The following is a 26,461-nucleotide window of genomic DNA, read 5'->3' as shown; positions in this document are numbered from 1 at the left end:
TAAATGCAATGAATAAGAAAAATATTATTCTCAGTTTATTCATCGGTACACTGTTGACTTTTGTTATGCCATTGTGTGCCCAGAATCAGACAGTAACTGGACTTGTTGTAGATGTAAGTGGTGAACCGATAATAGGTGCTACTGTCATGGTGGTAAATGGGACAGTAGGTACAGTGACAGATATTGATGGGAAATTTAATATAAAGGTTGCTCCAAAAAGCAAATTGAAAGTTTCCTTTGTTGGATATACTTCACAAATTATATCTGATTTAAAAAATCCTAGGATTGTACTTTTAGAAGATCAACTGAAATTAGATGAAGTTGTAGTACTTGGTGATTATGGTTCTCAGAAATTACGTAATGCAACAGGTGCCATTGAAACGATTTCCACCGAAGAATTGAAAGATTTGTCAGTGGGTAGTTTGGGTGACGCGTTAGCTGGTAAAATAAATGGTTTACATGTATCACTTAGTGGTGGGCGCCCAGGTAGTACACCAAGCTTACAGATTCGTCAAAGTTCAGTGAATACTACCATTACTCCAAGTTCTGATTTAGGAGGTAATGCAAGCCCTACTCCACTATATGTTATTGATGGCTTTATTGCAGATGAAGGTGCTTTCAATAATTTAGATATAAATGAAGTAGAAAATGTGACTGTTTTAAAGGATGCTGCAGCGGCTGTATATGGAGCACGTGCTGCGTATGGTGTTGTGCTGGTTAAGACTAAACAAGGAAAAGTCGGCGCTCCCAAAATTTCTTATTCAGGACAGTTTGGTTATACAGATGCATTGATGTTACCGAAGATGCTAAATGCCTATGATTACGGTCGTATATACAATGCTGCTCGTGCTGCTAATACTGCTACTAAGGATCAAGAATCCGATGACTTGAGGGTACAACTTTTTCAATCTGATGAATTGGAGGCAATGAAGGGTATGAATTATAATTTATTAGATAAAGAATGGAGTGCGGCTTTGACGCAGCGTCATAGTGTCAACATTAGCGGGGGAACAGAAAAAGCAACTTATTTCGGTGGTGTTTCGTATTATCAGCAAGAAGGTAATATAGGGCGCTTGGACTATAATCGTTGGAACTATCGTGCTGGTGTAAATGCTAATATTTCAAAATGGATGAAAGCTTCTTTGCAGGTATCTGGTAATTATGGAGAGACAAATAAACCTAAAAATGTAAAAGGTGGTGGCTCTGATGGTGATTTTGAATCTTTAATGTTACATGTACCTTATGTGCCTGATCAAGTAAATGGATATTATATTTTTCATTCAGGTATGGAAAATATAACTAATCCAAGTGATCAGCAGAAGTATAATTTTGCAGCAGTACAGAATGCGTCAGATAATGTTGAGAATCAGAATCAGAATTTTTCTCTTAACGGTTCATTAGAGTATGATTTTGGTTGGAGTAAATACTTACGTGGTTTGAAGGTAAAAGCTTCTTATTCAAAAAATATAAGTACAGGGAAAACAAATACTATCGGTACAAAAATCGATGTATATCGCCTTATATCCCGTGGTGGCAGTGGTGGTCACCTTTATGTTGGTGACGAGATTGAATACAATGCTAATACATTGGGATTGTATGAGTTGAATAATGGCAACTCTTTGGGGCGTAGTATGAATCGCTCAGATAGTTATCAAATGAACTTAACAGTAAGCTATGCACGTCAGTTTGGTAAGCATTATGTCAGTGGTTTGTTCTCTATTGAAAAAGCAGAATCAGAATGGGAAGATTTGAATGGTAGTCTTACAGACCCATTACCTTTTACAGATGGCCAATCTAGTTCTGTGGATTCCAATGCAGAAGGTTTTGCTCAAACTGTGACGTTTAACCGCAGTGAGTCTGGTATGCTTTCTTATGTTGGTCGTGTGAATTATTCATATGATGATAAATATTTGTTTGAGTTTATGCTCCGTTCTGATGCCTCTGCCAAATTTGCTCCTCAGAATTATTGGGGAATGTTCCCTTCATGGTCTGCCGGCTGGGTTATTTCAGATGAAAAATGGTTTGATAAAGACAAGACAAAAATCGACTTTTTGAAGATACGTGGTTCGTTTGGTATTCTTGGTAAAGATAATGTGAATGCTTGGCTTTGGACTCAGCTTTACACCCGTAATCCAGACAAAGGACCGATCTTTGGAACTAATTCTAGTACAAATACAAGTGCTACGATTCGTATGCCGAAACAAGGAGTAAATCCTGATGTACATTGGGATAAGACTTATAAAACTAATTTTGGTATTGATATGGCCTTTTTGAAGAATCGAATGAGCGCTAATTTGGACTTCTATTATGATATGGGCCGTGAAATGTTTGCTTCACATCAAGGAACTTCTTATTATCCGAATACGGTAGGAATACAACCTGCTCCAGAAAACTTTGGTGAGGTAGATACATATGGTGTTGAATTGTCATTAGGATGGAAGGATAAAATTGGAAAAGACATGTCATATTGGGTAAAACTTACAACAGGATACAATGATAATAAAATCAGAGAGACAGGTTGGAAGGCTGCATATGATTTTGATAAATTAGTGAGAAATGAACGTTCTGATAGAGGACTATGGGGTTATGAATGTATAGGTATGTTCCGTAGTTATCAGGAAATTAATGAGTACTTTGATAAATATAGTATTACTAAATATTTAGGAAATACAAAAGAAAATGTACATCCTGGTATGCTGATTTATAAGGATGTACGTGGACAATATGATGAATCAACTGGAACTTTTGGTCCGGCAGATGGTATTGTTGATGAACAAGATTATATAAAAATTTCTCACCGTGCTAGTAATCCTTACGGTGGAACTTTAAATTTCGGTTTCTCTTATAAAGATTTTTCTATTAGTGCGCAGTTTGGTGCAAGTTGGGGAGCATATTCCTTAGTTCCTACAACTATGCGTAAAGAAAGTTACTCTGAATATAGTAATGTGTCGGCAATGTGGAAAGATATGTTTGTATATGAGGATATTTATGACGCTAATAATGTAGTAACTGTAGCACAAAACAGAAATGCAAAATACCCGAATATTCGCTATAGCAGCGTAAATGGTGCACCCTCTACTTTTTGGAAAGTAAGTGCAGCAACATTGCAGTTACGTAATATGACAGTAGCTTATTCATTGCCTAAAGAATGGCTAAGAATAATTGGTATTAGTAGTTGTCGTTTCAATCTTACTTGCCAGAATGTATTTAACTTCCTAAACCCTTATCCAGAAGGAGCATGGGCTTCTTGGGCGGGAAGCTATGGATATTATCCGAACTTACGTAAATTTACGTTAGGTGTTAATGTTTCATTTTAATAATTTGAATACAATGATGAAGAAAATAAATAAGTATGGTTCAATTGCATTACTGACCATAACAGCTGCCATCTTTACAGGTTGTAGCGATCAATTTTTGGAAGACAAAAAATTATATGGAAGTTTTAATGGTACTACCATTTACGAAAACTATGAGTCGGCTGATAACCGTATAGCTTACTTATATTACATCATGCTGCCAAGTGCTACAGGCGGATCTGATCTGACTGGTTCTATGGGTGATATGCCAAGTACGGGAACAAGTGATCAATATTCGAAATGTACAGAAGAATATGGAGGTATATCAGGTTTGATGGATCCCAATTCTCCTCTTGATTATGAGACTGTTACTGATTATTTCAATATAGATAACAATTATTCTCCTTGGGTACGTATTCGTGAGTGTAACGACATGATTGAAGGGGTGATTGGCAGTGAAAGTCTGACTGAACAACAAAAGCAATTATTGTTGGGACAAGCATATTTCTTTCGTGCATGGCGTTATTATTTAATGGTAATGATGTATGGTGGCGTACCTATTATTGATAATGTGCAAAATCCAATAATAGGAGACAGTGAAGGTATTCATTTGGTTGTTCCACGATCGTCAACAAAAGAATGTATTGATTTTATTTGTAAGGATCTGCAGACTGCTGCCAATTATTTGCCAGCACGTTGGGACTCAGAAAATAAAAACTTTGGTCGCATAACGGCAGGAGCAGCATTGGCATTAAAAGGTCGTGTAGAATTATTATATGCTAGCCCACTATTTAACCGGGCAGATGATGTAACACGGTGGGAAGCCGCATATCAAACTAATTTAGCTGCTGTGAAGAAACTGGAAGAAGGTAATTTTGGATTGGCTTATGAAAATAATTCAGGAAAGAATGCAGCGGGTTGGGGAAAGATATTCTCCGATTATATTGGCTCAGAAGGTGGTGGAGGAACTGTTTCTGAGGCAGTATTAGTAACTTTATATAATAATGTATCGCCAGCCGAACACTTACAGCTTGAAAAATGGAATGGATGGGAACATTCTCTTCGCCCAGCTAATGCTGGAGGTGGGGGTGGTATGACTCCCACTGCAGAAATGGTTGATCTTTTTCCAATGGCGGATGGGAAGAAACCAAATGACATGAATGGATCTTATGATTATAATCAAGAACTTTTCTTTTTAAACCGCGATCCAAGATTTTATCGCACTTTTGCGTTCCCTGGTGTAGAATGGAAGTTTGATAGTGATGACTTGAAATCTTTTGGTGAAAAAGGTCAATTACCTTATGGCATTAATGGGTATACTACAGGGAATAATTACAAGTTGTGGAATTATTGTTGGTATGATAATGTAGATGATCGTAATAGTAACTCTAAGTCAGGCTATGCAGCTGATTGTCTAGGTACCAAAAATACGGGGATTTATTTGCGTAAGCGTACAGATGATTTAGCACTCAATTCTAATCCTTTATATATCTTTGAAAAGACTTCAGGTAATGGATTCAGACAGTCTGCTGCTCCATATATGGAAATACGTTTTGCCGAAGTATTATTGAATTATGCGGAGGCTGCTTGTGGGGCAAATCATTTTGACGAGGCAGTGAATGCTCTTAAACGAATTCGTAAGCGTGTAGGATATACAGATAATTGTGGATTAGATCCAGCTATTTTTAATGATCGTGCCAAACTATTTGAGGCTATACTTTATGAACGTCAAATAGAACTTGCTTATGAAGGTAAACGTTTCCACGATGTGCGACGTTGGATGTTATTTGATGGTGGAGTGGGCCAAGAAGCACTGAAATCGACTTGGAAACTTACAGGTTTTAATGGCAATACATGTAACTATTTAGGAGTTGAACCATTGAATGGTCAGAGAAGACATCGGATTGAGGTTTATGCAAAAAATTTTATTGCTGCTAAAAGTAATAATGTCTACAATGAAGATAAAACAATAAAAGAAACCTATGATGAATTATGGAATAAACGTCCGACAGCATTAAGTTTGACTGAAGATATAACTTGTACAGAATCAGCCGATGATGAAATAACATATGCAGATGCAAAGGTAAAGGCATTGGCTCAGTTTTATCAAGAACATTTTAAACGTAAAAATCTTAGTACTGACGGTAATGATGAAACTATTCTTCCAACATTTAAACCTTATTATTATATCTTAGGTTTTAAGAAGAATGCGATGCAAAACAATGTGTCATTAGAACAAAATATAGGATGGGGCGACTATTGGAGAGGTGGAGCTGATGGTACCTTTGATCCTTTGGCAGAGTGAATTCGTTTATCAAAATAATTACTTGATCTGAAGAATGTTCATTCTGAAATAAACCTAAGGACCATTTATCACTTTGATCTTTTGAAAAGAATATTAAGGAATAAGTGGTCCTTTTGTATTTAAAGTTAGAATAGAAAAATATATTATATTTTCTGATTACATATTTCCTTGTTTTACGTCTTATTATTGTATTTTAGAATGATCAATCTCACAAAACCTAATAAAAATGAAGAAGAAACATGTACTTTTAGTAGCTTTTGCGGCTGCAATGTTGACTCCGACCGTTGTATGGGCACAATACCCGCAGATAACTGACGAAGCCAAAGCGAATTATACAAAGATGATGACCGAGGAACGGAAACGTTCTGATGAAGCATGGGAGAAAGCGTTACCTATAGTACTGAAAGAAGCAAAAGAAGGACGTCCTTATATCTCATGGGCTGGTCGTCCCTATGATTTGCCACAAGCTAGAATTCCCTCGTTTCCGGGTGCTGAAGGAGGTGGAATGTATAGTTTTGGTGGTCGTGGAGGTAAAGTAATTACGGTTACTAATCTGAATGATCGTGGTCCGGGTTCATTCCGCGAAGCTTGTGAGACAGGTGGTGCACGTATTATTGTATTCAATGTGGCTGGTATCATTCGTCTGGAATCTCCGATTATTGTTCGAGCACCTTACGTTACTATTGCCGGACAGACAGCACCGGGTGATGGTGTCTGCATTGCCGGAGAATCATTTTGGGTGGATACACACGACGTAGTTGTACGTCATATGAGATTCCGTCGTGGAGAAACAAAAGTATGGCATCGTGACGACTCTTTCGGTGGTAATCCGATTGGTAATATCATGATAGACCACTGTTCATGTACATGGGGACTGGACGAAAATATTTCTTTCTATCGTCATATGTACGATCCGAGTGAAGGCCAATATGAAAGCAAGGACTTGAAACTTCCGACAGTCAATGTGACTATTCAGAATACAATTTCTGCAAAAGCTCTGGATACCTATAATCATGCATTCGGTAGCACACTGGGAGGTGAGAACTGTGCATTTATGCGTAACCTTTGGGCCAGCAACTCTGGTCGCAATCCGTCTGTAGGCTGGAATGGAGTATTCAACTTCGTTAATAATGTAGTATTTAATTGGGTGCATCGTTCTTCTGATGGTGGCGATTATACCGCCATGTTCAATATGATCAATAACTATTATAAACCCGGTCCTGCTACTCCAAAGAATAATACGGTAGGCTGCCGTATTCTGAAACCGGAAGCCGGACGCAGTAAACTGAATTATAAGGTATACGGTCGCGTGTATGCTGATGGTAACGTTATGGAAGGCTATCCGGAAATCACGAAAGATAACTGGAATGGTGGTATCCAAATCGAGAGTCAGCCAAATACAGCCGGATATACTGAGAATATGCGGAGCTATGAGCCGTTTGCAATGCCTTATATCAAAATTACATCAGCTAATGATGCTTATGATTATGTGACAAAACATGTCGGTGCCAATATACCCTGCCGTGATATCGTGGACGAACGCATCATAGAAGAAGTAAAAACAGGTATTCCTTATTATGATAAGAAACTTGCGAAGGATGCTAATGGTGATCTTACAGGCCTGTCTCCTAAGTCAATGGGAGAGGACGGTCAGTTTAAATATCGTCGTTTACCCAAAGATTCTTATAAGATAGGTATCATTACTGATATTCGTCAGATGGGTGGTTTCCCCGAATACAAAGGGACTCCGTATGTAGATACTGATGGTGACGGTATGCCGGATGAATGGGAAATTGCTAATGGATTGAATCCGAATGATCCAAGTGATGCTAATAAAGATTGTACAGGTGATGGATATACGAATATTGAAAAGTATATCAATGGAATCAGTACAAAACACAAAGTAGACTGGAGAGATTTAAAAAATAACTACGATACATTGGCTGAGAAAGGAAAATTAATGTAATCTGCAACCGGTATCGGTATAAGATACCGGGACTGGGTTTCCTTTTGGCATATGGTATAAAAAATAAGATGAAATGAAAAAGATAGTTTTAATGTCTCTGTTGTTTCTTTGCGGTTGGATATCTGCTGGAGCAGTCGATTTGAACAAAGAGAATCGTGATCCGAAATATGTGGAGTCTATCGTCAACCGTTCGCAAAAGATTGTAGATAAACTCGGACTGACGGATGCAAAAGTGGCTGAAGATGTTTGTAATGTGATTGCCAATCGCTATTTCGAATTGAATGATATTTATGAAATACGGGATGCAAAGGTGAAGGCAGTCAAAGAATCGGGGTTGACCGGTGATGCGAAAAATGAAGCATTGAAGGCTGCTGAAAACGAAAAAGATGCGGCTTTGTACCGTTCTCATTTTGCCTTTCCGGCCAGCTTGTCTCTCTTCTTGAATGAAGAACAGATAGAAGCGGTGAAAGATGGAATGACTTATGGTGTGGTGAAAGTGACTTATGAAGCTACGCTTGATATGATTCCTTCTTTGAAAGAAGAAGAAAAGGTACAAATCTATGCCTGGTTGGTGGAAGCGCGTGAGTTTGCCATGGATGCGGAAAATTCAAATAAGAAACATGCGGCTTTCGGCAAGTACAAAGGACGTATCAACAATTATCTGGCCAAGAGGGGATATAATTTGACGAAAGAACGTGAAGAGTGGGCCAAACGTGTGAAAGCACGGGGAGGAACGCTGTAAAAGTATAGAATCCGGTAAAAAAAGGATTGGTAACCAATGAGATACTATAAAAAAAAGTGGAATTCTTTCCCATTATTAAATGGTTAGTTTGTTTGATGGAGGAAAAGGGTGGCTCGGAGAGTCGCCCTTTTTATCGTCTCTAAATTTTGATTCTGACGAATCTTCCAATCTATTTGAGTACAAATCCGGCTTTTCATCGTCTCTGTATAAAGGATATTAGTATAGTGTAAAAGAATCATAGAAATGGGAAAGTTAAGAAATACATTAGCTGCAATAAGCATCCTGCTTTTAGCTTCTTGTGGAGGGAATAAAGATTATTATATGTTCACTTCATTTCATGAGCCGGCTGATGAAGGTTTGAGATATCTGTATAGTGAAGACGGAATGCACTGGGACAGTATTCCCGGTGTTTGGCTGAAGCCGGAATTGGGACAACATCGCCTGATGCGCGACCCTTCCATGGTGCGTACGCCGGATGGTACTTATCATTTGGTATGGACCACCAGCTGGAAAGGGGATTTAGGCTTTGGTTATGCAAATTCCAAAGACTTGATTCACTGGTCGGAGCAACAAATGATTCCTGTAATGGCAGACGAACCGACCACTGTCAATGTATGGGCTCCGGAGATTTTTTATGATGACGAGAGCGAACAGTTTATGGTAGTATGGGCTTCATGTGTACCAGGTCGTTTTGAAAAGGGAATCGAAGAAGAAGAGAATAATCATCGTTTATACTACATCACTACAAAGGATTTTAAGACAGTATCCAAGGCGAAAGTATTATATGATCCCGGTTTCAGCTCGATTGACGCTGTCATTGTGAAGCGGGCAAAAAATGATTATGTAATGGTGCTCAAAGATAATACACGTCCCGAACGTAATCTGAAAATTGCTTTTTCTGACTCTCTGACAGGACCTTATTCGCCGTCATCACAACCATTTACCGAATCGTTTGTAGAGGGACCGACTGTCGAGAAATTAGGTGATGATTATCTGATCTATTTTGATGTTTATAAAAAGAAAATATACGGTGCCATGCGTACCCGTGATTTTAAGAACTTCACGGATATCACAGAAAGTGTGAGTGTGCCTGTCGGGCATAAACACGGAACCATCTTTAGAGCTTCAGAATCAGATGTTAAAACATTGCTGGAAGAAAGCAAGAAGAAATAAACTTAAACTAGATAAGTTGAATCCGGAATAAACTAAAACCTGAAATAAATCATGAACAACTCAACGAAGATTCTTCTTGTATTGGCTGCCGGATGGATGGCGACTACCATTCAGGCGCAGACTCCGCAGGACAGAATCCATTACACAGGAAAAGAATTATCGAATCCCACCTATCACGACGGACAATTGTCTCCGGTAGTGGGAGTGCATAATATTCAACTGGTGCGTGCCAACCGCGAGCATCCGGAAGCGTCGAACGGCAATGGATGGACTTACAACCATCAGCCTATGCTGGCTTACTGGAACGGTCAGTTTTATTATCAGTATCTGGCAGATCCGTCAGATGAACATGTACCACCTTCCCAAACGTTCCTCATGACCTCGAAAGACGGTTATCAATGGACAAATCCGGAAATAGTGTTTCCTCCTTACAAAGTGCCGGACGGATATACCAAAGAATCCCGTCCGGGTATGCAGGCAAAAGACTTGATTGCTATCATGCACCAGCGTGTAGGCTTTTATGTATCTAAGTCGGGCAGATTGATTACGATGGGAAATTACGGAGTAGCTTTGGATAAGAAAGACGACCCGAACGATGGGAACGGTATCGGTCGGGTAGTACGTGAGATAAAGAAGGACGGTTCGTTCGGACCGATTTATTTCATTTATTACAATCATGGATTCAACGAAAAGAATACCGATTATCCCTATTTTAAAAAGAGCAAAGACCGGGAATTCGTAAAGGCTTGCCAGGAAATACTGGATAATCCGCTTTATATGATGCAATGGGTAGAAGAAGCTGACCGTGAAGATCCGATCATTCCACTGAAAAAAGGATATAAAGCATTCAATTGCTATACATTGCCCGATGGACGCATTGCGAGTCTTTGGAAACACGCTTTGACTTCGATCAGTGAAGATGGGGGACATACCTGGGCAGAACCTGTGCTTCGTGCAAAAGGATTTGTCAACAGTAATGCGAAAATCTGGGGACAACGTCTGAGCGATGGAACCTATGCTACGGTTTATAATCCGTCGGAATTCCGCTGGCCGTTGGCTATCTCATTGAGTAAGGACGGATTGGAGTATACTACATTAAACTTGGTACATGGTGAAATTACTCCGATGCGCTATGGAGGAAATTACAAATCATATGGTCCTCAATATCCCCGTGGCATTCAGGAAGGAAACGGAGTGCCTGCAGATGGTGATTTATGGGTTTCATATAGCGTGAATAAAGAAGATATGTGGATTTCCCGCATTCCTGTTCCGGTAGAGATTAATGCTTCTGCACACGCGGATGATGATTTTTCAAAGTCGGGATCAATAGCTGAGTTGACCAATTGGAATATTTATTCTCCGGTTTGGGCACCCGTTTCTTTAGAAGGAGAATGGTTGAAGCTACAAGATAAAGATCCCTTCGACTATGCGAAGGTAGAACGTAAGATTCCGGCTTCGAAGGAATTGAAAGTCTCATTTGATTTGTCGGCAGGACAGAATGATAAAGGTATACTTCAGATTGATTTCCTGGATGAGAACAGCATTGCCTGTTCACGATTGGAACTCACTCCGGACGGTATTTTCCGTATGAAAGGTGGTTCACGTTTTGCAAATATGATGAACTATGAAGCAGGAAAGACTTATCATGTAGAAGCTGTTCTTTCGACTGCCGATCGTAATATTCAAGTGTATGTGGATGGTAAGAGGGTAGGGCTGCGTATGTTCTATGCTCCGGTAGCAACGATTGAACGGATTGTTTTCCGTACCGGAGAAATGCGTACATTCCCGACTGTGGATACTCCTGCTGACCAAACCTATGATTTGCCCGATGCAGGCGGACAGGAACCATTGGCAGAATATCGTATAGCCAATGTGAAGACTTCGTCCACCGATAAGGACGCTTCTTCCGCTTTTTTGAAATATGCAGACTTTAGTCATTATGCAGAATCTTTCAATGGCATGGAAGATGAAAATATTGTTCAGGCTATTCCCAATGCCAAGGCTTCGGAATGGATGGAAGAAAATATCCCTTTGTTTGAATGTCCGCAGCGTAATTTTGAAGAAATGTATTATTATCGTTGGTGGTCATTGCGTAAGCATATCAAGGAGACTCCCGTCGGATATGGTATGACCGAGTTTCTGGTTCAGCGTTCTTATTCGGATAAGTATAACCTGATTGCCTGTGCTATCGGACATCATATTTATGAAAGTCGTTGGCTGCGTGATCCGAAATATCTGGATCAGATTATCCATACATGGTATCGTGGCAATGATGGAGGACCGATGAAGAAGATGGATAAGTTCAGTTCATGGAATGCAGATGCTGTACTGGCACGCTATATGGTAGATGGCGATAAAGATTTCATGCTGGATATGACGAAGGATCTGGAAACGGAATATCAGCGTTGGGAACGTACCAACCGCTTGAAGAACGGACTGTATTGGCAGGGTGATGTACAGGATGGTATGGAGGAATCCATCAGTGGCGGCCGAAAAAAGAAATATGCCCGTCCGACGATTAACAGCTATATGTATGGTAATGCAAAAGCCCTTTCGATAATGGGAATCCTTTCCGGTGATGAAGGAATGGCTATGAGGTATGGTATGAGAGCGGATACATTAAAGAGTCTCGTAGAAAACGATTTATGGAATACACGCCATCAGTTCTTTGAAACGATGCGTAGTGACTCTTCCGCCAATGTGCGCGAGGCAATCGGATATATCCCATGGTATTTCAATTTACCGGATACAACAAAGAAATATGAAGTTGCCTGGAAAGAAATTATGGGCGAGAAAGGATTTTCTGCTCCTTATGGATTGACTACGGCAGAACGCCGTCATCCGGAATTCCGCACACGCGGAGTCGGTAAATGTGAATGGGACGGGGCTATCTGGCCGTTTGCTTCTGCACAGACGTTAACTGCAATGGCTAATTTCATGAATAATTATCCTCAGACCGTTTTGTCTGACAGCGTATATTTCCGTCAGATGGAATTGTATGTAGAGTCGCAGTATCATCGTGGACGTCCATATATTGGCGAGTATCTGGACGAAGTAACCGGATATTGGCTGAAAGGCGATCAGGAGCGTAGTCGCTATTACAATCATTCTACTTTCAATGATTTGATGATTACCGGATTGATCGGACTTCGTCCGCGTCTGGATGATACGATAGAGATTAATCCGCTGATTCCGGCAGATAAATGGGATTGGTTCTGTCTGGATAATGTTTTATATCATGGTCATAATCTGACGATTCTTTGGGATAAGAATGGCGATCGTTATCATTGTGGAAAGGGATTGCGTATCTTTGTGAATGGAAAAGAAGCAGGACATGCAGATACGTTGACAAGACTTGTTTGCGAGAATGCATTAAAGTGATATATTTATAACAGATAAGAGACAGAGCAATAATGACTTTTAAGAAATATCTTCTTCTTCTACTTTGTCTGCCATGCTTCGTACAGGCAAAGAATATAACGATCAGCCGCCTTACCTGCGAAATGCAGGAAGGGCTGGTAGTCGTTGAAAGCTGTCCCCGTTTGGGATGGGCAATGGAATCACCGGAGAATGGCACGAGACAGACTGCTTATGAAATAGAGATTAGGGAGGCTTTTACCGGACGTTCCGTCTGGAATAGTGGAAAGGTTACTTCTTCACAGAGTCAGCTGGTTCCGACTGAAGGAGCGGATATATGTCTGAATAATCCATTTAATTATAGTTGGCGTGTGCGTGTCTGGGATGAGACGGATACTCCTTCCGAATGGAGTCAGGAAGCAAAATTCCGTTTGGCATCCGATGACCTTTCTTCAGGGAAATGGATCGGCGCCATCACTCGTAAGGATTCTCACCTTCCCGAAGGGCGAAAGTTTCATGGTGGCGAATTGAAGAAACCGGAGGTGAAAGCTGCTTGGGAAGCGGTAGATACTTTGGCAAAGAAAAGTATTTGCTTGCGAAGAACGTTTCAGACAGGAGAGGCAAAAGGGAAGAATGCGAATCGGAAATCCGGAAAGAAAATCGTGGAAGCTACTGCGTATGTTTGTGGCCTGGGATTCTATGAGTTTTCTCTGAATGGCAAAAAAATAGGAGATAGTGAATTTGCTCCGCTTTGGAGCGATTATGATAAGAGTGTTTATTATAATACATACGATGTAACGGAGCAGTTACAGGATGGTGAGAATGTTGTAGGAATCTTATTGGGGAATGGATTCTACAATGTACAGGGAGGGCGCTATCGCAAATTGCAGATTAGTTTTGGTCCTCCCACACTTTTATTTGAATTAGTAATCAATTATGAGGATGGAACACGCGAGACGATCCGTTCGGATCATGAGTGGAAATATGATCTGAGTCCGATAACCTTTAATTGTATTTATGGAGGGGAAGATTATGATGCCCGTCGCGAACAGAAAGGATGGAATCAAGTTGGTTTCAATGATAGTCATTGGCGTCCGGTAGTGGTTCAGGAAGCGCCGAAAGGAGTGCTCCGTTCGCAGATGGCACCTCCGGTGAAGATTATGGAACGGTATGATATTCAGAAAGTAACCAAGTTGAATTCAGAACAGGTGATGGCTGCTTCCAAATCTACCAAACGAACAGTAGACCCTTCTGCAGTTGTGTTGGATATGGGACAGAATCTGGCCGGTTTTCCGGAGATAACCGTACGTGGTAAACGAGGACAGAAAGTCACCTTGATAGTAGCGGAAGCATTGACGGATGAAGGAGCTTGTAATCAGCGTCAGACAGGGCGTCAGCATTATTATGAATATACACTGAAAGGTGAAGGTGACGAAATCTGGCATCCTCGTTTTTCATATTATGGTTTTCGGTACATTCAGGTAGAAGGTGCTGTATTGAAAGGGCAGAAAAATCCTCAGAAACTGCCTGTCCTTAAAAACATTCAATCCTGTTTTATCTATAATTCGGCAAAGAAAGTCTCTACATTCGAATCTTCCAACCGAATATTCAATGCAGCTCATCGATTGATTGAGAAGGCGGTTCGCAGTAATATGCAATCCGTATTTACTGATTGTCCGCATCGGGAGAAACTCGGATGGCTGGAACAGGTGCACCTTAATGGACCGGGACTGCTCTATAATTATGATCTGACAGCCTATGCTCCACAGATTATGCAGAATATGGCAGACGCCCAGCATCCGAATGGGGCAATGCCCACAACGGCTCCGGAGTATGTAGTCTTTGAAGGTCCCGGAATGGATGCTTTTGCCGAATCCCCGGAGTGGGGAGGTTCACTGGTTATTTTCCCGTTTATGTACTATGAAACTTACGGGGATGATTCTTTGATTAAGAAGTATTATCAGCATATGCGTCGTTACACTGACTATCTTAAGACTCGGGCAGATAACGGTATTCTTTCTTTCGGATTGGGTGACTGGTATGATTATGGAGATTTCCGCGCCGGATTCTCCCGTAATACACCTGTTCCGTTGGTGGCTACGGCACATTATTATATGACTGTCATGTATCTGATAAAGGCTGCCCGAATGGTAGGCAATGAATTTGACGTTCGTTATTACAGTTCATTGGCATACGATATAATGGTAGCGTTTAACAAACGGTTCCTGGATAGTAATACAGCACAATATGGTACAGGGAGTCAAGCTAGTAATGCACTTCCCATCTTCCTTCAGATGATTCAAAGTACAGGAGATAAAGGAGATTACACGCCGGATGCAAGTCTGGCTGCCAAAGTGTTGACGAATCTGATTAAAGATGTGGAATCGCACGGCAATCGTTTGACCACGGGAGATGTGGGAAACCGCTATCTGATTCAGACATTGGCACGTAATGGACAGCATGAGCTTATTTATAAGATGTTCAATCATGAAGAAGCTCCCGGATATGGCTTCCAGTTGAAGTTTGGTGCAACTACATTGACGGAGCAGTGGGACCCGCGTCAGGGTTCTTCATGGAATCATTTCATGATGGGACAGATTGATGAATGGTTCTTTAATTCATTGATTGGTATTCGTCCGTCTACAACATTATCAGCTTCTGTAAATGAAAAGGATGAGCCAATGCAAGGTTATCAGAAATTTGTCATTGCTCCGAAGCCGGTAGGAGACTTGAAATACGTTAAATCAACTTATGAGACTCTTTACGGTACGATTCTGGTAGACTGGACTCGTCAGAGCGGTACTTTTACTCTGAATGTATCTGTACCGGTGAATACCACTGCTATCGTTTATCTTCCGGGTGAAAAAGAACCGAAAGAAGTACAAAGCGGGACATATAAGTTTGTTGCTGCCGAATAAGATATAAAAAAGAAGAACTATTTAATAATATAGAATATGAATTTACGAATCACTCTTTTGGCTTTTCTTTGCCTTTGCGCAACAGCGATCCTTCGTGCCGAACGCGTTGATATGTTGAAAGCGGGTGCAAAAGCAAATGGGAAAGCTCTCAATACAAAGCTGATAAATTCAACGATTGACCGTTTGAATCGTGGAGGCGGAGGTACGCTCTTTTTTCCTGCCGGAACGTATCTGACGGGAAGTATCCATCTGAAAAGTAACATTACACTGGAACTGGAAGCCGGAGCTACCCTGCTTTTTTCAGACAACTTTGATGATTATCTTCCTTTTGTAGAAGTACGTCACGAAGGAGTCATGATGAAAAGTTTCCAGCCGTTAATCTATGCGGTTGATGCGGAAAATATTACTATTAAGGGAGAAGGTACACTGGATGGTCAAGGTAAGAAGTGGTGGATGGAGTTCTTTCGTGTAATGATTGACCTAAAAGATAATGGTATGCGTGATATTAATAAATATCAGCCGATGTGGGATGCTCAGAATGATACGACTGCCATCTATGCAGAGACGAATAAAGATTATGTCAGCACTTTGCAGCGTCGTTTTTTCCGCCCTCCGTTCATTCAGCCTGTTCGTTGCAAGAAGGTGAAGATTGAAGGAGTGAAAATTGTCAATTCTCCTTTCTGGACTGTTAATCCGGAGTTTTGTGATAATGTGACCATCAAAGGGATCACAATAAATAATGTCCCTTCTCCCAACACGGATGGAATCAATCCTGAATCCTGCCGGAATGTACATATCAGTGATTGCCATATTTCTGTAGGCGATGACTGCATTACGATTAAATCCGGAAGAGACGCACAAGCCCGCCGCTTGGGAGTGCCGTGTGAGAATATTACTATTACCAATTGTACGATGCTTGCCGGTCATGGTGGTGTAGTGATCGGCAGTGAAATGAGTGGCAGTGTACGTAAGGTCACAATCTCTAACTGTGTATTTGACGGAACCGACCGTGGTATCCGCATCAAGTCAACCCGTGGAAGGGGAGGAGTCGTAGAGGATATCCGTGTCAGCAATATCGTAATGAGTAACATCAAGCAGGAGGCTGTCGTCTTGAATCTGAAATACAGCCAAATGCCTGCAGAAGCAAAGAGTGAGCGTACTCCGATATTTCGTAATGTTCATATCAGTGGTATGACTGTGACGGATGTAAAGACTCCGATTAAAATAGTAGGACTGGAAGAAGCTCCGATTTCTGACATTGTATTGCGTGACATCCATATTCAGGGAGCCAGACAGAAGTGTATCTTTGAAGATTGTGAACGTATCACTATGGATAACGTAATCATTAACGGTGAAGAAATAAAACTGAAATAAACCTCTTGGAAGGTTACATATTTATAAATATAAGAAAATGAAACGAATCCTTTTCTCATTGCTTCTCGCTGCATCTCTTTCGGCAGAAGCACAGACGCAGACATACGAGACGGAATTTGCCCGTCCCTTGAATGAAGTATTGACAGATATTCAAAATCGTTTCGGAGTCCGTCTGAAATATGATATTGATACGGTAGGAAAGATTTTACCTTATGCTGATTTCCGTATCCGCCCTTATTCTGTAGAAGAATCTTTGACGAATGTGTTGTCACCATTCGATTATAAATTTGTCAGACAGAGCGGTAATCTATATAAGTTGAAGGCTTATGAATATCCTCGTCGTACAGATGCTGACGGAGAAAAAATGCTGGCTTATCTCAATACGCTTTATGCGGATAAGCAGGCTTTTGAACTTCGTGCCGATTCACTGAGAAAAGAGGTCCGTCAACGTTTGGGGATCGATACTTTATTGGCCCAATGTGTAAACTCAACCCCCATTCTATCGAAAATACGGAAGTTTGATGGCTATACTGTGCAGAATTTTGCACTTGAAACACTTCCGGGACTGTATGTTTGCGGGTCTGTTTATACGCCTCAATCGAAAGGGAAACACGCTCTGATTATTTGTCCGAACGGACATTTTGGTGGCGGTCGTTATCGGGAAGATCAGCAGCAGCGTATGGGCACATTAGCTCGTATGGGAGCTGTTTGTGTCGATTATGATTTGTTTGGCTGGGGAGAATCAATTCTCCAGGTGGGAAGTGCGGCGCATCGCAGTAGTGCGGCACATACTATTCAGGCAATGAATGGATTGTTGATTCTCGATTATATGCTTGCTTCCCGTAAAGATATCGATACCAAGCGTATTGGTGCCAACGGTGGTTCCGGTGGTGGAACGCATACTGTACTACTGACAACGTTGGATGACCGTTTTACTGCTTCTGCCCCGGTGGTTAGTCTGGCTTCTCATTTCGATGGTGGTTGTCCTTGTGAAAGCGGTATGCCTATTCAGCTATCGGCAGGAGGTACTTGTAATGCCGAACTGGCTGCAACATTCGCTCCCCGTCCGCAATTAGTGGTTTCTGATGGCGGGGACTGGACAGCAAGTGTTCCTGCACTTGAATTTCCGTATTTGCAGCGTATCTATGGATTCTATGATGCGAAAGACAACGTGACGAACGTTCATCTTCCCAAAGAAAAACATGATTTCGGTCCGAATAAAAGAAATGCAGTCTATGATTTCTTTGCCGAAGTCTTCGATTTAGATAAAAAGATGTTGGATGAGAGTAAAGTAACTATCGAACCGGAGTCTGCCATGTACAGTTTTGGAGAGAAAGGGGAGTTACTACCGGAAAATGCAATTCGTTCGTTCGACAAAGTGGCTGCTTATTTTGATAAGAAGGCTTTTGCCAAATTGAAATCGGATGCTTCTCTTGAAAAGAAAGCAATGGAATGGGTAGCTTCACTCAATCTGGATGATGAAAAGAAATCAGGTTTTGCGGTGACGACTATTTATAATCATCTTCGCCAGGTTCGAGACTGGCATAATGATCATCCATATACGACAATACCTGCGGGTATCAATCCTACAACGGGCAAACCGTTAACTCAGCTCGAACGTGAGATAATAGCAGACTCAGCTATGCCCAAGGAGGTTCATGAAAGACTGATGAAAGGGTTGCGCAGAGTACTGACGGAAGAACAAGTTGAGCAGATTTTAGATAAATATACAGTTGGCAAGGTAGCATTTACCATGAAAGGGTATCAGGAGATTGTTCCTGATATGACGGAGGAAGAAACAGCCTTTATACTTGAACAGCTGAAACTGGCTCGCGAACAAGCTGTTGATTACAAAAGCATGAAACAGATATCTGCTATCTTTAAAGCTTATAAAACGAAGATCGAACTGTATTTCTATGAGCATGGCCGTAACTGGCGCCAAATGTATAAAGACTATGCAGAAAAGCGAAAGGCGGAAAAAGCAAAGGAAAGGAAATAGAGCCTCAAAGATACTTTTTATTAATGCATACTATAAGCAGCAATATCTCTGACATAGAGAGGATTGCTGCTTTTTGCTTCATTTGCTTCTAGAATAATAGAGCTGGTCGGACATCTTTTATTGCGGAAAATGTGTTATATTGTGGACAGCTAATAAAAACGTATATTATATGGATAAGCAAAAAGTAGCATTAGTCCTTTCTATGGGTGGCGCACGTGGTATTGCGCATATTGGAGTTATTGAAGAATTGTTACGTCATAATTTCGAGATAACTTCTATTGCCGGAAGCTCGATGGGAGCGATGGTAGGCGCAATGTATGCTTCGGGAAAGCTGGAGGAATGTAAAGAATGGCTCTATAGCTGGGATAAACGTAAGATGTGGGAACTGGCGGATCTGACATTAAGTCGGGACGGCTTGGTGAAGGGGGATCGTTTTATCAAAGAACTGAAGCAGATTATTCCCGTTATGAATATTGAAGAATTGCCTATACCGTACGTAGCAATGGCTACTGATATTGTTTGCGATCAGGAAGTGAGGTTCGATAGTGGTAATTTGTATGATGCTATCCGTGCTACTATTTCTATACCGATGCTCTTCCGGCCTTTACGGAAAGATGGTATGGTTCTGATTGACGGAGGAATACTGAATCCCCTTCCGCTGAATCAGGTGCATCGTACGGAAGGAGATATTCTGATAGCAGTCGATGTCAATGCTCCGATTGATTGCGGTAAGAAAAAGAAAATGAGTCCTTATAACTTGTTGACAGAATCTTCAAGAATGATGATGCAGCAAATTACCCGTTATCAAATAGAACGTTGTCAGCCGGATATCTTAATTCAGATGTCCGGCAATGCTTATGATATGCTGGAGTTCCATCATGCAGCTTCTATTGTGGAGACGGGAATAGAGATTACACGGGATGCGTTGAATACAGAACTTTATTCCGTATAAATCATCTTTTTCGTCATACCTCCGTCAATGGTTATATTCTCACCATTGATAAAATCATTCTCATCCCGGCAGAGAAATAAACACATACGGGCAATATCTTCCGGTTTGCCCACTCGTCGGGAAGGGTGCTGAGAATGGTCTTCCGGTCGGAGTTGATCATAATCTTGTGTTTGTATCCATCCTGGAGCAATGGAGTTTACTGTGATATTCCATTCGGATAATGATAAAGCTAATGCATGAGTCAGAGAATAGATACCACCTTTGGAAGCTGCATAACCTTCACTTCCCGGTTCACTCATCAAATAACGTGTTGAGCAGATATTAATGATTCTTCCATAAGGATTAGAATCAGACTGTCCCTTACGATGAATGGCAAATAACCGTGAAGTAATAAATACAGGACGAAGATTGACAGAAAGAATCTTGTCGAAATCTTCGACACTTGTTTCTGTAATGGAAGAAAATTTGCTGATACCGACATTGTTGATGAGGATGTCAATGTCCTTCCATTCATCCAATATCTGTTGCATACAGCTTTCAAGTGCTTCTTTATCACTAACGTCAACAGGATGAAATATGGCTCCGGTATCTCTTGCCGTTTGTTGACCGGACACAGCATTAATGTCACAGAAGGCTACTTGATGTCCGTCTTTACAGAATGCTTCTACTATTGCTCTCCCTATGCCTTCCGCTCCGCCTGTCACGAATACTCTTTTTTTCAGGCTGTCCGGTTTTGAAACTATTTCACCTGCTACCTCCGTTTTGACTTGACTGCTGGTAGTCGTTTTCTTTTTCCCATATTTCTGTGCCTGTTTCCAAGCTGCTTTTCTGGCCTCGTATTGCTCTTGTTGTCTTTCTATATAATTATCTGCCATGATTGTTTTACTTTTAAATCTGAGGAACAAAAATAATATATTTATGTGGTCTATGCAATTTATACAGCAATTAGGAGTATTGATAAACCTGTAAACAACAAAATACCGCACTGATACGATCATTGTCAGTGCGGTATAATGATAACAGAGAATCTGTTTTTCTTTTATTCAGCTACTACTTAATCTTTGAGAGATCTATCTCCGTATACTTGATCCGTTGGCGACGCCAGGTATAGATTGCATGTAACTTTCCATCTTTTCCTTGAATAATGCTTGGATAAGAATATTGTCTGATAGGGCTGTCTTCTAATGTGAGAATAGGTTTCCAGTTGATTCCATCTTCTGATATGGCTACGCAGAGAGGAGTACGGGGACCTTTTGGTGTACCTGACAATGTGGAGAAATGATTGTAAATGAGAATGTGACGTCCGTCACTCATTGTCACGGCATCTGTTCCGGAATTGTTGTTCGGAACATTGCTTAATGTCACTTTACTCCATGTTTCACCATTGTCACTGCTCCATGATGTTGCAATCTTTGCATTGCGTGTACGGCAAAGTACCTGCAATCTTCCATCCTTATGCTTTAGGATACTGGGTTGGATGGCAAGAATCGGTTGTGCCCCTTCTCCCTGAATAGCTTCTCCCGCTTCCTGATCATCTACGTTAATACCACCTTTTTTACGGTTCTGAGTCGGGACAGACAGTTCGGCAGGTACCGACTCTGTCGTTTTCCAGGTTTTGCCTTTATCATCCGAATATTCAAAATGAATACGCCATCCCCCTTTGCCCTCTCTGCTTGACGGGCAGATGATGCGACCGTTGATGTATTCCGGTTTGTTCTTGATAGGACCGAGAAATCCTTCCGGCAAGACTTCGCGTTTGCCCCAAGTTTTCCCACCGTCTTTTGAACGAACCAGCCAGCCGGTCCAGTCGCCTACATTTAATCCTATTTTGTAGAACAGAATTAAATCTCCTCCCGGTATCTGGAAAAGTACAGGATTCCAGCAAGCTTTCCGGCGGGCAGTCAGTTTTCCTTTGGCATCCACTACAGGAGTGCAGGTCGAATCTATGCCGGCTAAAGCAGCCTGCGAATCTTTGAGTGAAAAAACTCCGTCGGCAGCCAGCTTGGGAGCCGTCCATTCTTTGGCACCTTTGGGCTTGCGGCAAACCCAGATGCAGCAATCCGGATTACGTTCTTTGGTTCCACCGAAGAAAGAAGCAACGAGGTCACCGTTTTTCAGTTCTACAATGGTCGCCCCGTGACATTCCGGGAAAGAAGCTTTCTCGTATAGAAATTCATCGCTGATGATGGCAGCATTCCGTGTCGGTATATCTACGCTGAAATGATATTTGCCGGAACCTATTTTTTCTTTTCGTCCATCCGGCAGATGTACTTCTCCTGTAGTATTGGCAGGAAGTTCGATATCCCATTCCAAATGCATAGGAGTCTTTTTCCATCGGCTGGTAATCTTTCCGTAGATACTCATATAAGAAGCATCCACATTACTCAATTCCTGAATTTCGAAAGCAGGCTGGAAAACAATATGTTTGTAACCGGATTTCCAACGGTCGGCACGGATACCTGCCAGATTGTTGAAACACCAGGGAAGTAAGTCTCCTAATAACATAACATGATTTCCGCTGTTCATTCCGGGATTTGCCGTGTCACCGTTCCAAAGTTCCCAAATAGTGGTGGCACCTTGTGCTGCCATATATCCCCATGAAGGATATGTATCATTGGTGACCAACAGATAAGCTACATCTGCATGCCCCCGACGACTCAATTCACGCATCAGCCATTGCGTACCGATTACTCCGGTACTGATATGCCCTTTGTTCGTTGTAATAATGGTGGTTACTGCATTCTTTGCTACTTCTTTGATATGCGCTTTGGGCACGAGACCGAAGGCAAGTGGCAGAATATTAGCTGTTACAGTATTATTCCCGTAGAAAACACTATCCGGATACAGAGTATGACCGGGTACAAGTGAAGTACCTTCCTTTATATGCAGGAAATGTGCATTGAATGCATCCTTCATTTTATGTTCCAGGTCTTCCCACTCTTTTGCATCCGCAGTCAATCCCTGAAGACTGGCGAAGCGATGCATCAGTTGCAACACTTTCAGGTAATAGGCGGTAGCGATCAAGGCACCATCCGTTTTGCGGGCAGGATCTTGACTGTGAATCATTTCCAACGATTCGGGTGGAACACACCAGTCTCCATATTTATCTTTGGTGATGATGTAGTCCTTTGTCATATAATACTCACGGATGTGCGATATCCATTTCTTGATAGCCGGATAATTATCTTCTATCGGACGTATGTCTCCATAATTAGTGAAGAGCATATCGCAGACTAAGGGCAGGGTAGCAGGCCATGTGACATTATCCGAATAATAGTTCCAGTAAGCCGGAGCTACATCAGGAATACAGCCGTCTTCGCGCTGTGCTTCGCGGATATCACGTGCCCATTTGTTGTACATGGCATGATTGTCGAAGAACATACTTTCTCCCCAAGAGCCCATTGCATGATCTCCCAGCCAGGGCTGACGTTCGTTACGCTGGGGACAGTCTACCGGCATACCTTTATAGTTACTCCGAATCCCCCAGAATGCATTACGTACAACTTGGTTCAATGTTTTGTCCGAACAGGAAAAAGAGCCTGTATGATCCATCTCATCTTCTACGACTTCCACTACGAAATCCTCGGTTTTGGCATCCGGATATCCGCTGATTTCCACATAACGGAAACCATGATACACAAAACGGGGAGCCCAGGTGGCACCTTGCGGTTCACGTCCGCTAACTACATATATATCCGTACAATGTGCGTCGCGCAGATTTTTCGTGAAGATTTCTCCATCTGATTCCAGACGTTCTGCAAAATGAAGACGAATGCTGTCGCCTGCCTGACCTTTGATGCGGAAACGTACCCATCCTGCCAGATTCTGACCGGTATCCATAATGTATTTGTCACCCATTTTTTGGATAGAAACAGGTTTCAGCGTTTCCGTTACTTTCATCCCCGGCATCATTTGGGCACGAAGTGTACCCGAAGGAATACTGACGCGTTCTGCCGGCATCCATTTTGTATCGTCATAATCTGTCTGCGTCCAGTTTCCCAGTTCTTTGCGGGCGTCATATTCTTCGCCGTCATATTCGTTATTGCTGCGGACAGGACCTTCGGTTGTCAGTTTCCATGAAGTATTCGTCGCGATTGTCTCCTTACTGCCATCAGCATATTCAACGATCAGATTCAGGCGCAGTTTGGGATATCCGAAGGTCGGAATCTTGTATGGCTTGTAATTCTGACGCATGGTATAAAAACGACCATTACCTAAAGTAACACCGATGGCGTTCTCTTGCTGAAGTTGGGAAGTGACATCATATGTGTTATACAAGATTGTCTTCCGGTAATCGGTAGGAGCGGGGGCCAGTACCTGATCACCTATGCGTTGTCCGTTGATGAACAGTTCATACAATCCCATTCCGGCAATGTGCACTGTGGCACGCTTTATTTCTTTCTTCAAGGCAAATTCCTTGCGAAGATAACGGGCTGCCAGGCGGCTCCATTGAGTTTCACTGTCCCCCGGAGCTGCACGGTCCAGACCGATCCACTGACCTTGCCAGTCTGCTTCATTGAATAGTCCCATGCTCCAGAAAGCCGGACTACTCCAATCACTTTCACCTTTATTGGTGTAAACCTTCACCTTCCAGAAGTAGGGAGCATTGCGTTTCAAAGTTTCTCCCTGGTAGGTTATCCATTGGGAAGCATCTGTTTCTACTTTTCCGGAATCCCACATATCTCCTTTCCCTTGTGCCAATAGCTCGGGGGAAGATGCAACAAGAATGTGATACGCGGTTTGCATCACATTCTGTTCGTCCGATTCGATACGCCAACCCAGACGGGGTTGGCGCGTATCGATACCCGACGGATTCTTTAGCTGCTCTGTCCGCAGGTTGGTTACGTCTATGGCTGCACGTATCGGACCTGCTGCAAGAAACAGAACAGATAAGAATGATAATATAAGTATCTTTTTATTCATGAGTGTCAATTTGATAGCAGTCTTTCTTCACATAATCCTTACTACTGTCTACTACAATCAAGACATGATCGTTTCCGCTGCTGTAGCCGCTGTCGTGCTGGAATTTGTGCACACCGTTGTCAAATTCACCGATATATTCCAGTTTACCATCCTTGGTTGTGTACCACCATGCGTTCTTCTTGGCACCGCTGATTTTGCTGAAATCAACTTCCATCGGGCGTCCGGTGTAGTTATATACCATCAGATAGTCATTGCCGCGTGTTGCGATGGCACGGTCATAACGTTCGCCATTCTGTCCGGTGATGACAGACTGATCCGGTACTCGTTCGAAGAATGGGAAGGTCAGCATCAGATTCTTCAGATATTTCATTTGATTGTATCCGGGATCATTCAGAGCATCATACCAAGGCTTTTTAGCACCATAAGCACCGCCTACACCCGGTTTGATAAACTGCATGATGGAGTTATGACCATACGTATGTCCGAAAGAACCGGCAAATACAGACCAGTAAGCGTACCGGCGTACATCATAATCTTTCCAAAGTAATTCGTTCTCATCATGCAGACCGTGCGGTATTTCTTCGTAGATGGGTTCACCGTCTATAACGGGCTTCATCGGTTTCATAGCCATACTGCGTTCTACAAAACGCCAGTTATCTTCTTCCGTATTTTCTTCGATGGGATAATCTCCGTCACCGAAACGTTGTCCATAACGGCGGTGTCCGCTCTGGAACATATTGAAATCCAGCCACGGTGCATTGTTGAACCAAGTAGCAGAAGTCGTTCTGCCACGCGGGTGGAATGTCATCAGATGGTTCTTGTCGATTGCTTTGATGGAGGTTGCCAATGCTTCCCATTCGGCAGTCTTCACATCACCACGGATATCCCCACCGATAAACCAGATAATGTTAGGTTCGTCTTTATAGCGTTCTGCCAGGAACTTGCCGTATGCTTTTGCCTGATCTACATTCATTTCGCCATGACTTACCGGACTTCCCCAGATGCAGACCATGCCGATATAAAGACCTTTCTTTGCTGCGGTACGGATAATGTAATCCATGTGATCCCAATAACCATATACGCCTTTCTGATTGATATTCTTGAAGTTGTAGCCGTCAGTCATGGAATACTGTCCGTAGATATTCATAGACGGGACATTATTCAATGTCTGAACCTGAATCACGTTATATCCGCGGCGTTTGCATTGTTCCAAATAATATTCGGCTTCGTCACGATTCAGACGCTCAGGCAGCAGCCAGCCGGTTTCTCCCAGCCAGAAGAAAGGAGTGCCGTTTTCGTGTTTCAGATAACGTCCTTCTTCAGAAACGACGAGTTTGCCGTTGCTCCATGGGATATACGTCTTTTGTGTTTTCTTTTGTGCTGCGGCAGAAGTTGCCAATGTCAACAGCAGCAATAAGAGAGGAAGAATCTTAAATTTTCTCATTGTACTTTATCG

13 protein-coding genes are annotated in these 26,461 nt (G+C 42.0%); 10 read left to right on the top strand and 3 right to left on the bottom strand.

Annotated elements, in window-relative coordinates; all coding sequences use genetic code 11:
- Window positions 1–8 precede the first annotated feature (8 nt).
- From NBH01_RS13845 to NBH01_RS13800, 10 genes are all read left to right on the top strand, one after another.
- Window positions 9–3,317, top strand: a complete 3,309-nt coding sequence (locus NBH01_RS13845; protein WP_195380428.1) for a SusC/RagA family TonB-linked outer membrane protein — start codon at window positions 9–11, stop codon at window positions 3,315–3,317.
- A 16-nt stretch (window positions 3,318–3,333) separates the two neighbouring features.
- Window positions 3,334–5,601, top strand: a complete 2,268-nt coding sequence (locus NBH01_RS13840) for a RagB/SusD family nutrient uptake outer membrane protein (RefSeq protein WP_195380495.1) — start codon at window positions 3,334–3,336, stop codon at window positions 5,599–5,601.
- 226 nt (window positions 5,602–5,827) lie between these two features.
- On the top strand, window positions 5,828–7,567 hold the full coding sequence (locus NBH01_RS13835) for a thrombospondin type 3 repeat-containing protein (protein WP_008765812.1): 1,740 nt from the start codon (window positions 5,828–5,830) through the stop codon (window positions 7,565–7,567).
- 73 nt (window positions 7,568–7,640) lie between these two features.
- Entirely contained in the window at window positions 7,641–8,309 is a 669-nt protein-coding gene (locus NBH01_RS13830) for a DUF3826 domain-containing protein (protein ID WP_008765811.1), read from the top strand.
- Window positions 8,310–8,552: 243 nt separating this feature from the next.
- Entirely contained in the window at window positions 8,553–9,482 is a 930-nt protein-coding gene (locus tag NBH01_RS13825; RefSeq protein WP_055217731.1) for a glycoside hydrolase family 43 protein, read from the top strand.
- A 51-nt stretch (window positions 9,483–9,533) separates the two neighbouring features.
- Window positions 9,534–12,863 carry an MGH1-like glycoside hydrolase domain-containing protein gene (locus NBH01_RS13820; protein ID WP_195380429.1) on the top strand — a complete coding sequence of 1,110 codons (3,330 nt, stop codon included), beginning with the start codon at window positions 9,534–9,536 and terminating at the stop codon, window positions 12,861–12,863.
- 32 nt (window positions 12,864–12,895) lie between these two features.
- Window positions 12,896–15,757, top strand: coding sequence for a glycoside hydrolase family 78 protein (locus tag NBH01_RS13815; RefSeq protein ID WP_195380430.1), 2,862 nt, complete (start codon window positions 12,896–12,898; stop codon window positions 15,755–15,757).
- A gap of 36 nt (window positions 15,758–15,793) precedes the next feature.
- Window positions 15,794–17,131, top strand: coding sequence for a glycoside hydrolase family 28 protein (locus NBH01_RS13810; protein ID WP_055217737.1), 1,338 nt, complete (start codon window positions 15,794–15,796; stop codon window positions 17,129–17,131).
- A 37-nt stretch (window positions 17,132–17,168) separates the two neighbouring features.
- The gene (locus tag NBH01_RS13805) at window positions 17,169–19,130 is read left to right on the top strand and encodes a 6-O-methylesterase (protein ID WP_055217740.1); all 1,962 of its coding nucleotides are present in this window, start codon (window positions 17,169–17,171) and stop codon (window positions 19,128–19,130) included.
- Window positions 19,131–19,299: 169 nt separating this feature from the next.
- Entirely contained in the window at window positions 19,300–20,082 is a 783-nt protein-coding gene (locus NBH01_RS13800; RefSeq protein WP_055217742.1) for a patatin-like phospholipase family protein, read from the top strand.
- Here the strand turns inward: NBH01_RS13800 and NBH01_RS13795 are convergent.
- The 3 genes from NBH01_RS13795 to NBH01_RS13785 form a co-directional block, all read right to left on the bottom strand.
- Window positions 20,070–20,957, bottom strand: a complete 888-nt coding sequence (locus NBH01_RS13795; protein ID WP_055217745.1) for an SDR family NAD(P)-dependent oxidoreductase — start codon at window positions 20,955–20,957, stop codon at window positions 20,070–20,072. The two genes, NBH01_RS13800 and NBH01_RS13795, sit on opposite strands and share 13 nt — an antisense overlap.
- 175 nt (window positions 20,958–21,132) lie before the next feature.
- Window positions 21,133–25,005 (bottom strand): family 78 glycoside hydrolase catalytic domain, encoded by a 3,873-nt coding sequence (locus NBH01_RS13790; RefSeq protein WP_195380431.1) that lies wholly within the window; start codon window positions 25,003–25,005, stop codon window positions 21,133–21,135.
- Window positions 24,998–26,449: a glycoside hydrolase family 140 protein gene (locus NBH01_RS13785; protein WP_195567976.1), complete on the bottom strand. Its 1,452-nt coding sequence runs from the start codon at window positions 26,447–26,449 to the stop codon at window positions 24,998–25,000. The genes NBH01_RS13790 and NBH01_RS13785 overlap by 8 nt, the downstream gene beginning before the upstream one ends.
- Window positions 26,450–26,461 lie beyond the last annotated feature (12 nt).

Source organism: Bacteroides sp. B1-V-101, from assembly GCF_023656585.1.
In the GTDB taxonomy this organism is placed as follows: domain Bacteria; phylum Bacteroidota; class Bacteroidia; order Bacteroidales; family Bacteroidaceae; genus Bacteroides; species Bacteroides thetaiotaomicron.
This window is presented reverse-complemented; position numbering and strand designations above follow the sequence as displayed.

What these genes read in the sequence shown, in the direction of transcription:
- NBH01_RS13845 (WP_195380428.1), top strand. Translation starts at nt 9, where the DNA reads ATGAATAAGAAAAATATTATTCTCAGTTTATTCATCGGTACACTGTTG.
- NBH01_RS13840 (WP_195380495.1), top strand. Translation starts at nt 3,334, where the DNA reads ATGAAGAAAATAAATAAGTATGGTTCAATTGCATTACTGACCATAACA.
- NBH01_RS13835 (WP_008765812.1), top strand. Translation starts at nt 5,828, where the DNA reads ATGAAGAAGAAACATGTACTTTTAGTAGCTTTTGCGGCTGCAATGTTG.
- NBH01_RS13830 (WP_008765811.1), top strand. Translation starts at nt 7,641, where the DNA reads ATGAAAAAGATAGTTTTAATGTCTCTGTTGTTTCTTTGCGGTTGGATA.
- NBH01_RS13825 (WP_055217731.1), top strand. Translation starts at nt 8,553, where the DNA reads ATGGGAAAGTTAAGAAATACATTAGCTGCAATAAGCATCCTGCTTTTA.
- NBH01_RS13820 (WP_195380429.1), top strand. Translation starts at nt 9,534, where the DNA reads ATGAACAACTCAACGAAGATTCTTCTTGTATTGGCTGCCGGATGGATG.
- NBH01_RS13815 (WP_195380430.1), top strand. Translation starts at nt 12,896, where the DNA reads ATGACTTTTAAGAAATATCTTCTTCTTCTACTTTGTCTGCCATGCTTC.
- NBH01_RS13810 (WP_055217737.1), top strand. Translation starts at nt 15,794, where the DNA reads ATGAATTTACGAATCACTCTTTTGGCTTTTCTTTGCCTTTGCGCAACA.
- NBH01_RS13805 (WP_055217740.1), top strand. Translation starts at nt 17,169, where the DNA reads ATGAAACGAATCCTTTTCTCATTGCTTCTCGCTGCATCTCTTTCGGCA.
- NBH01_RS13800 (WP_055217742.1), top strand. Translation starts at nt 19,300, where the DNA reads ATGGATAAGCAAAAAGTAGCATTAGTCCTTTCTATGGGTGGCGCACGT.
- NBH01_RS13795 (WP_055217745.1), bottom strand. Translation starts at nt 20,957, where the DNA reads ATGGCAGATAATTATATAGAAAGACAACAAGAGCAATACGAGGCCAGA.
- NBH01_RS13790 (WP_195380431.1), bottom strand. Translation starts at nt 25,005, where the DNA reads ATGAATAAAAAGATACTTATATTATCATTCTTATCTGTTCTGTTTCTT.
- NBH01_RS13785 (WP_195567976.1), bottom strand. Translation starts at nt 26,449, where the DNA reads ATGAGAAAATTTAAGATTCTTCCTCTCTTATTGCTGCTGTTGACATTG.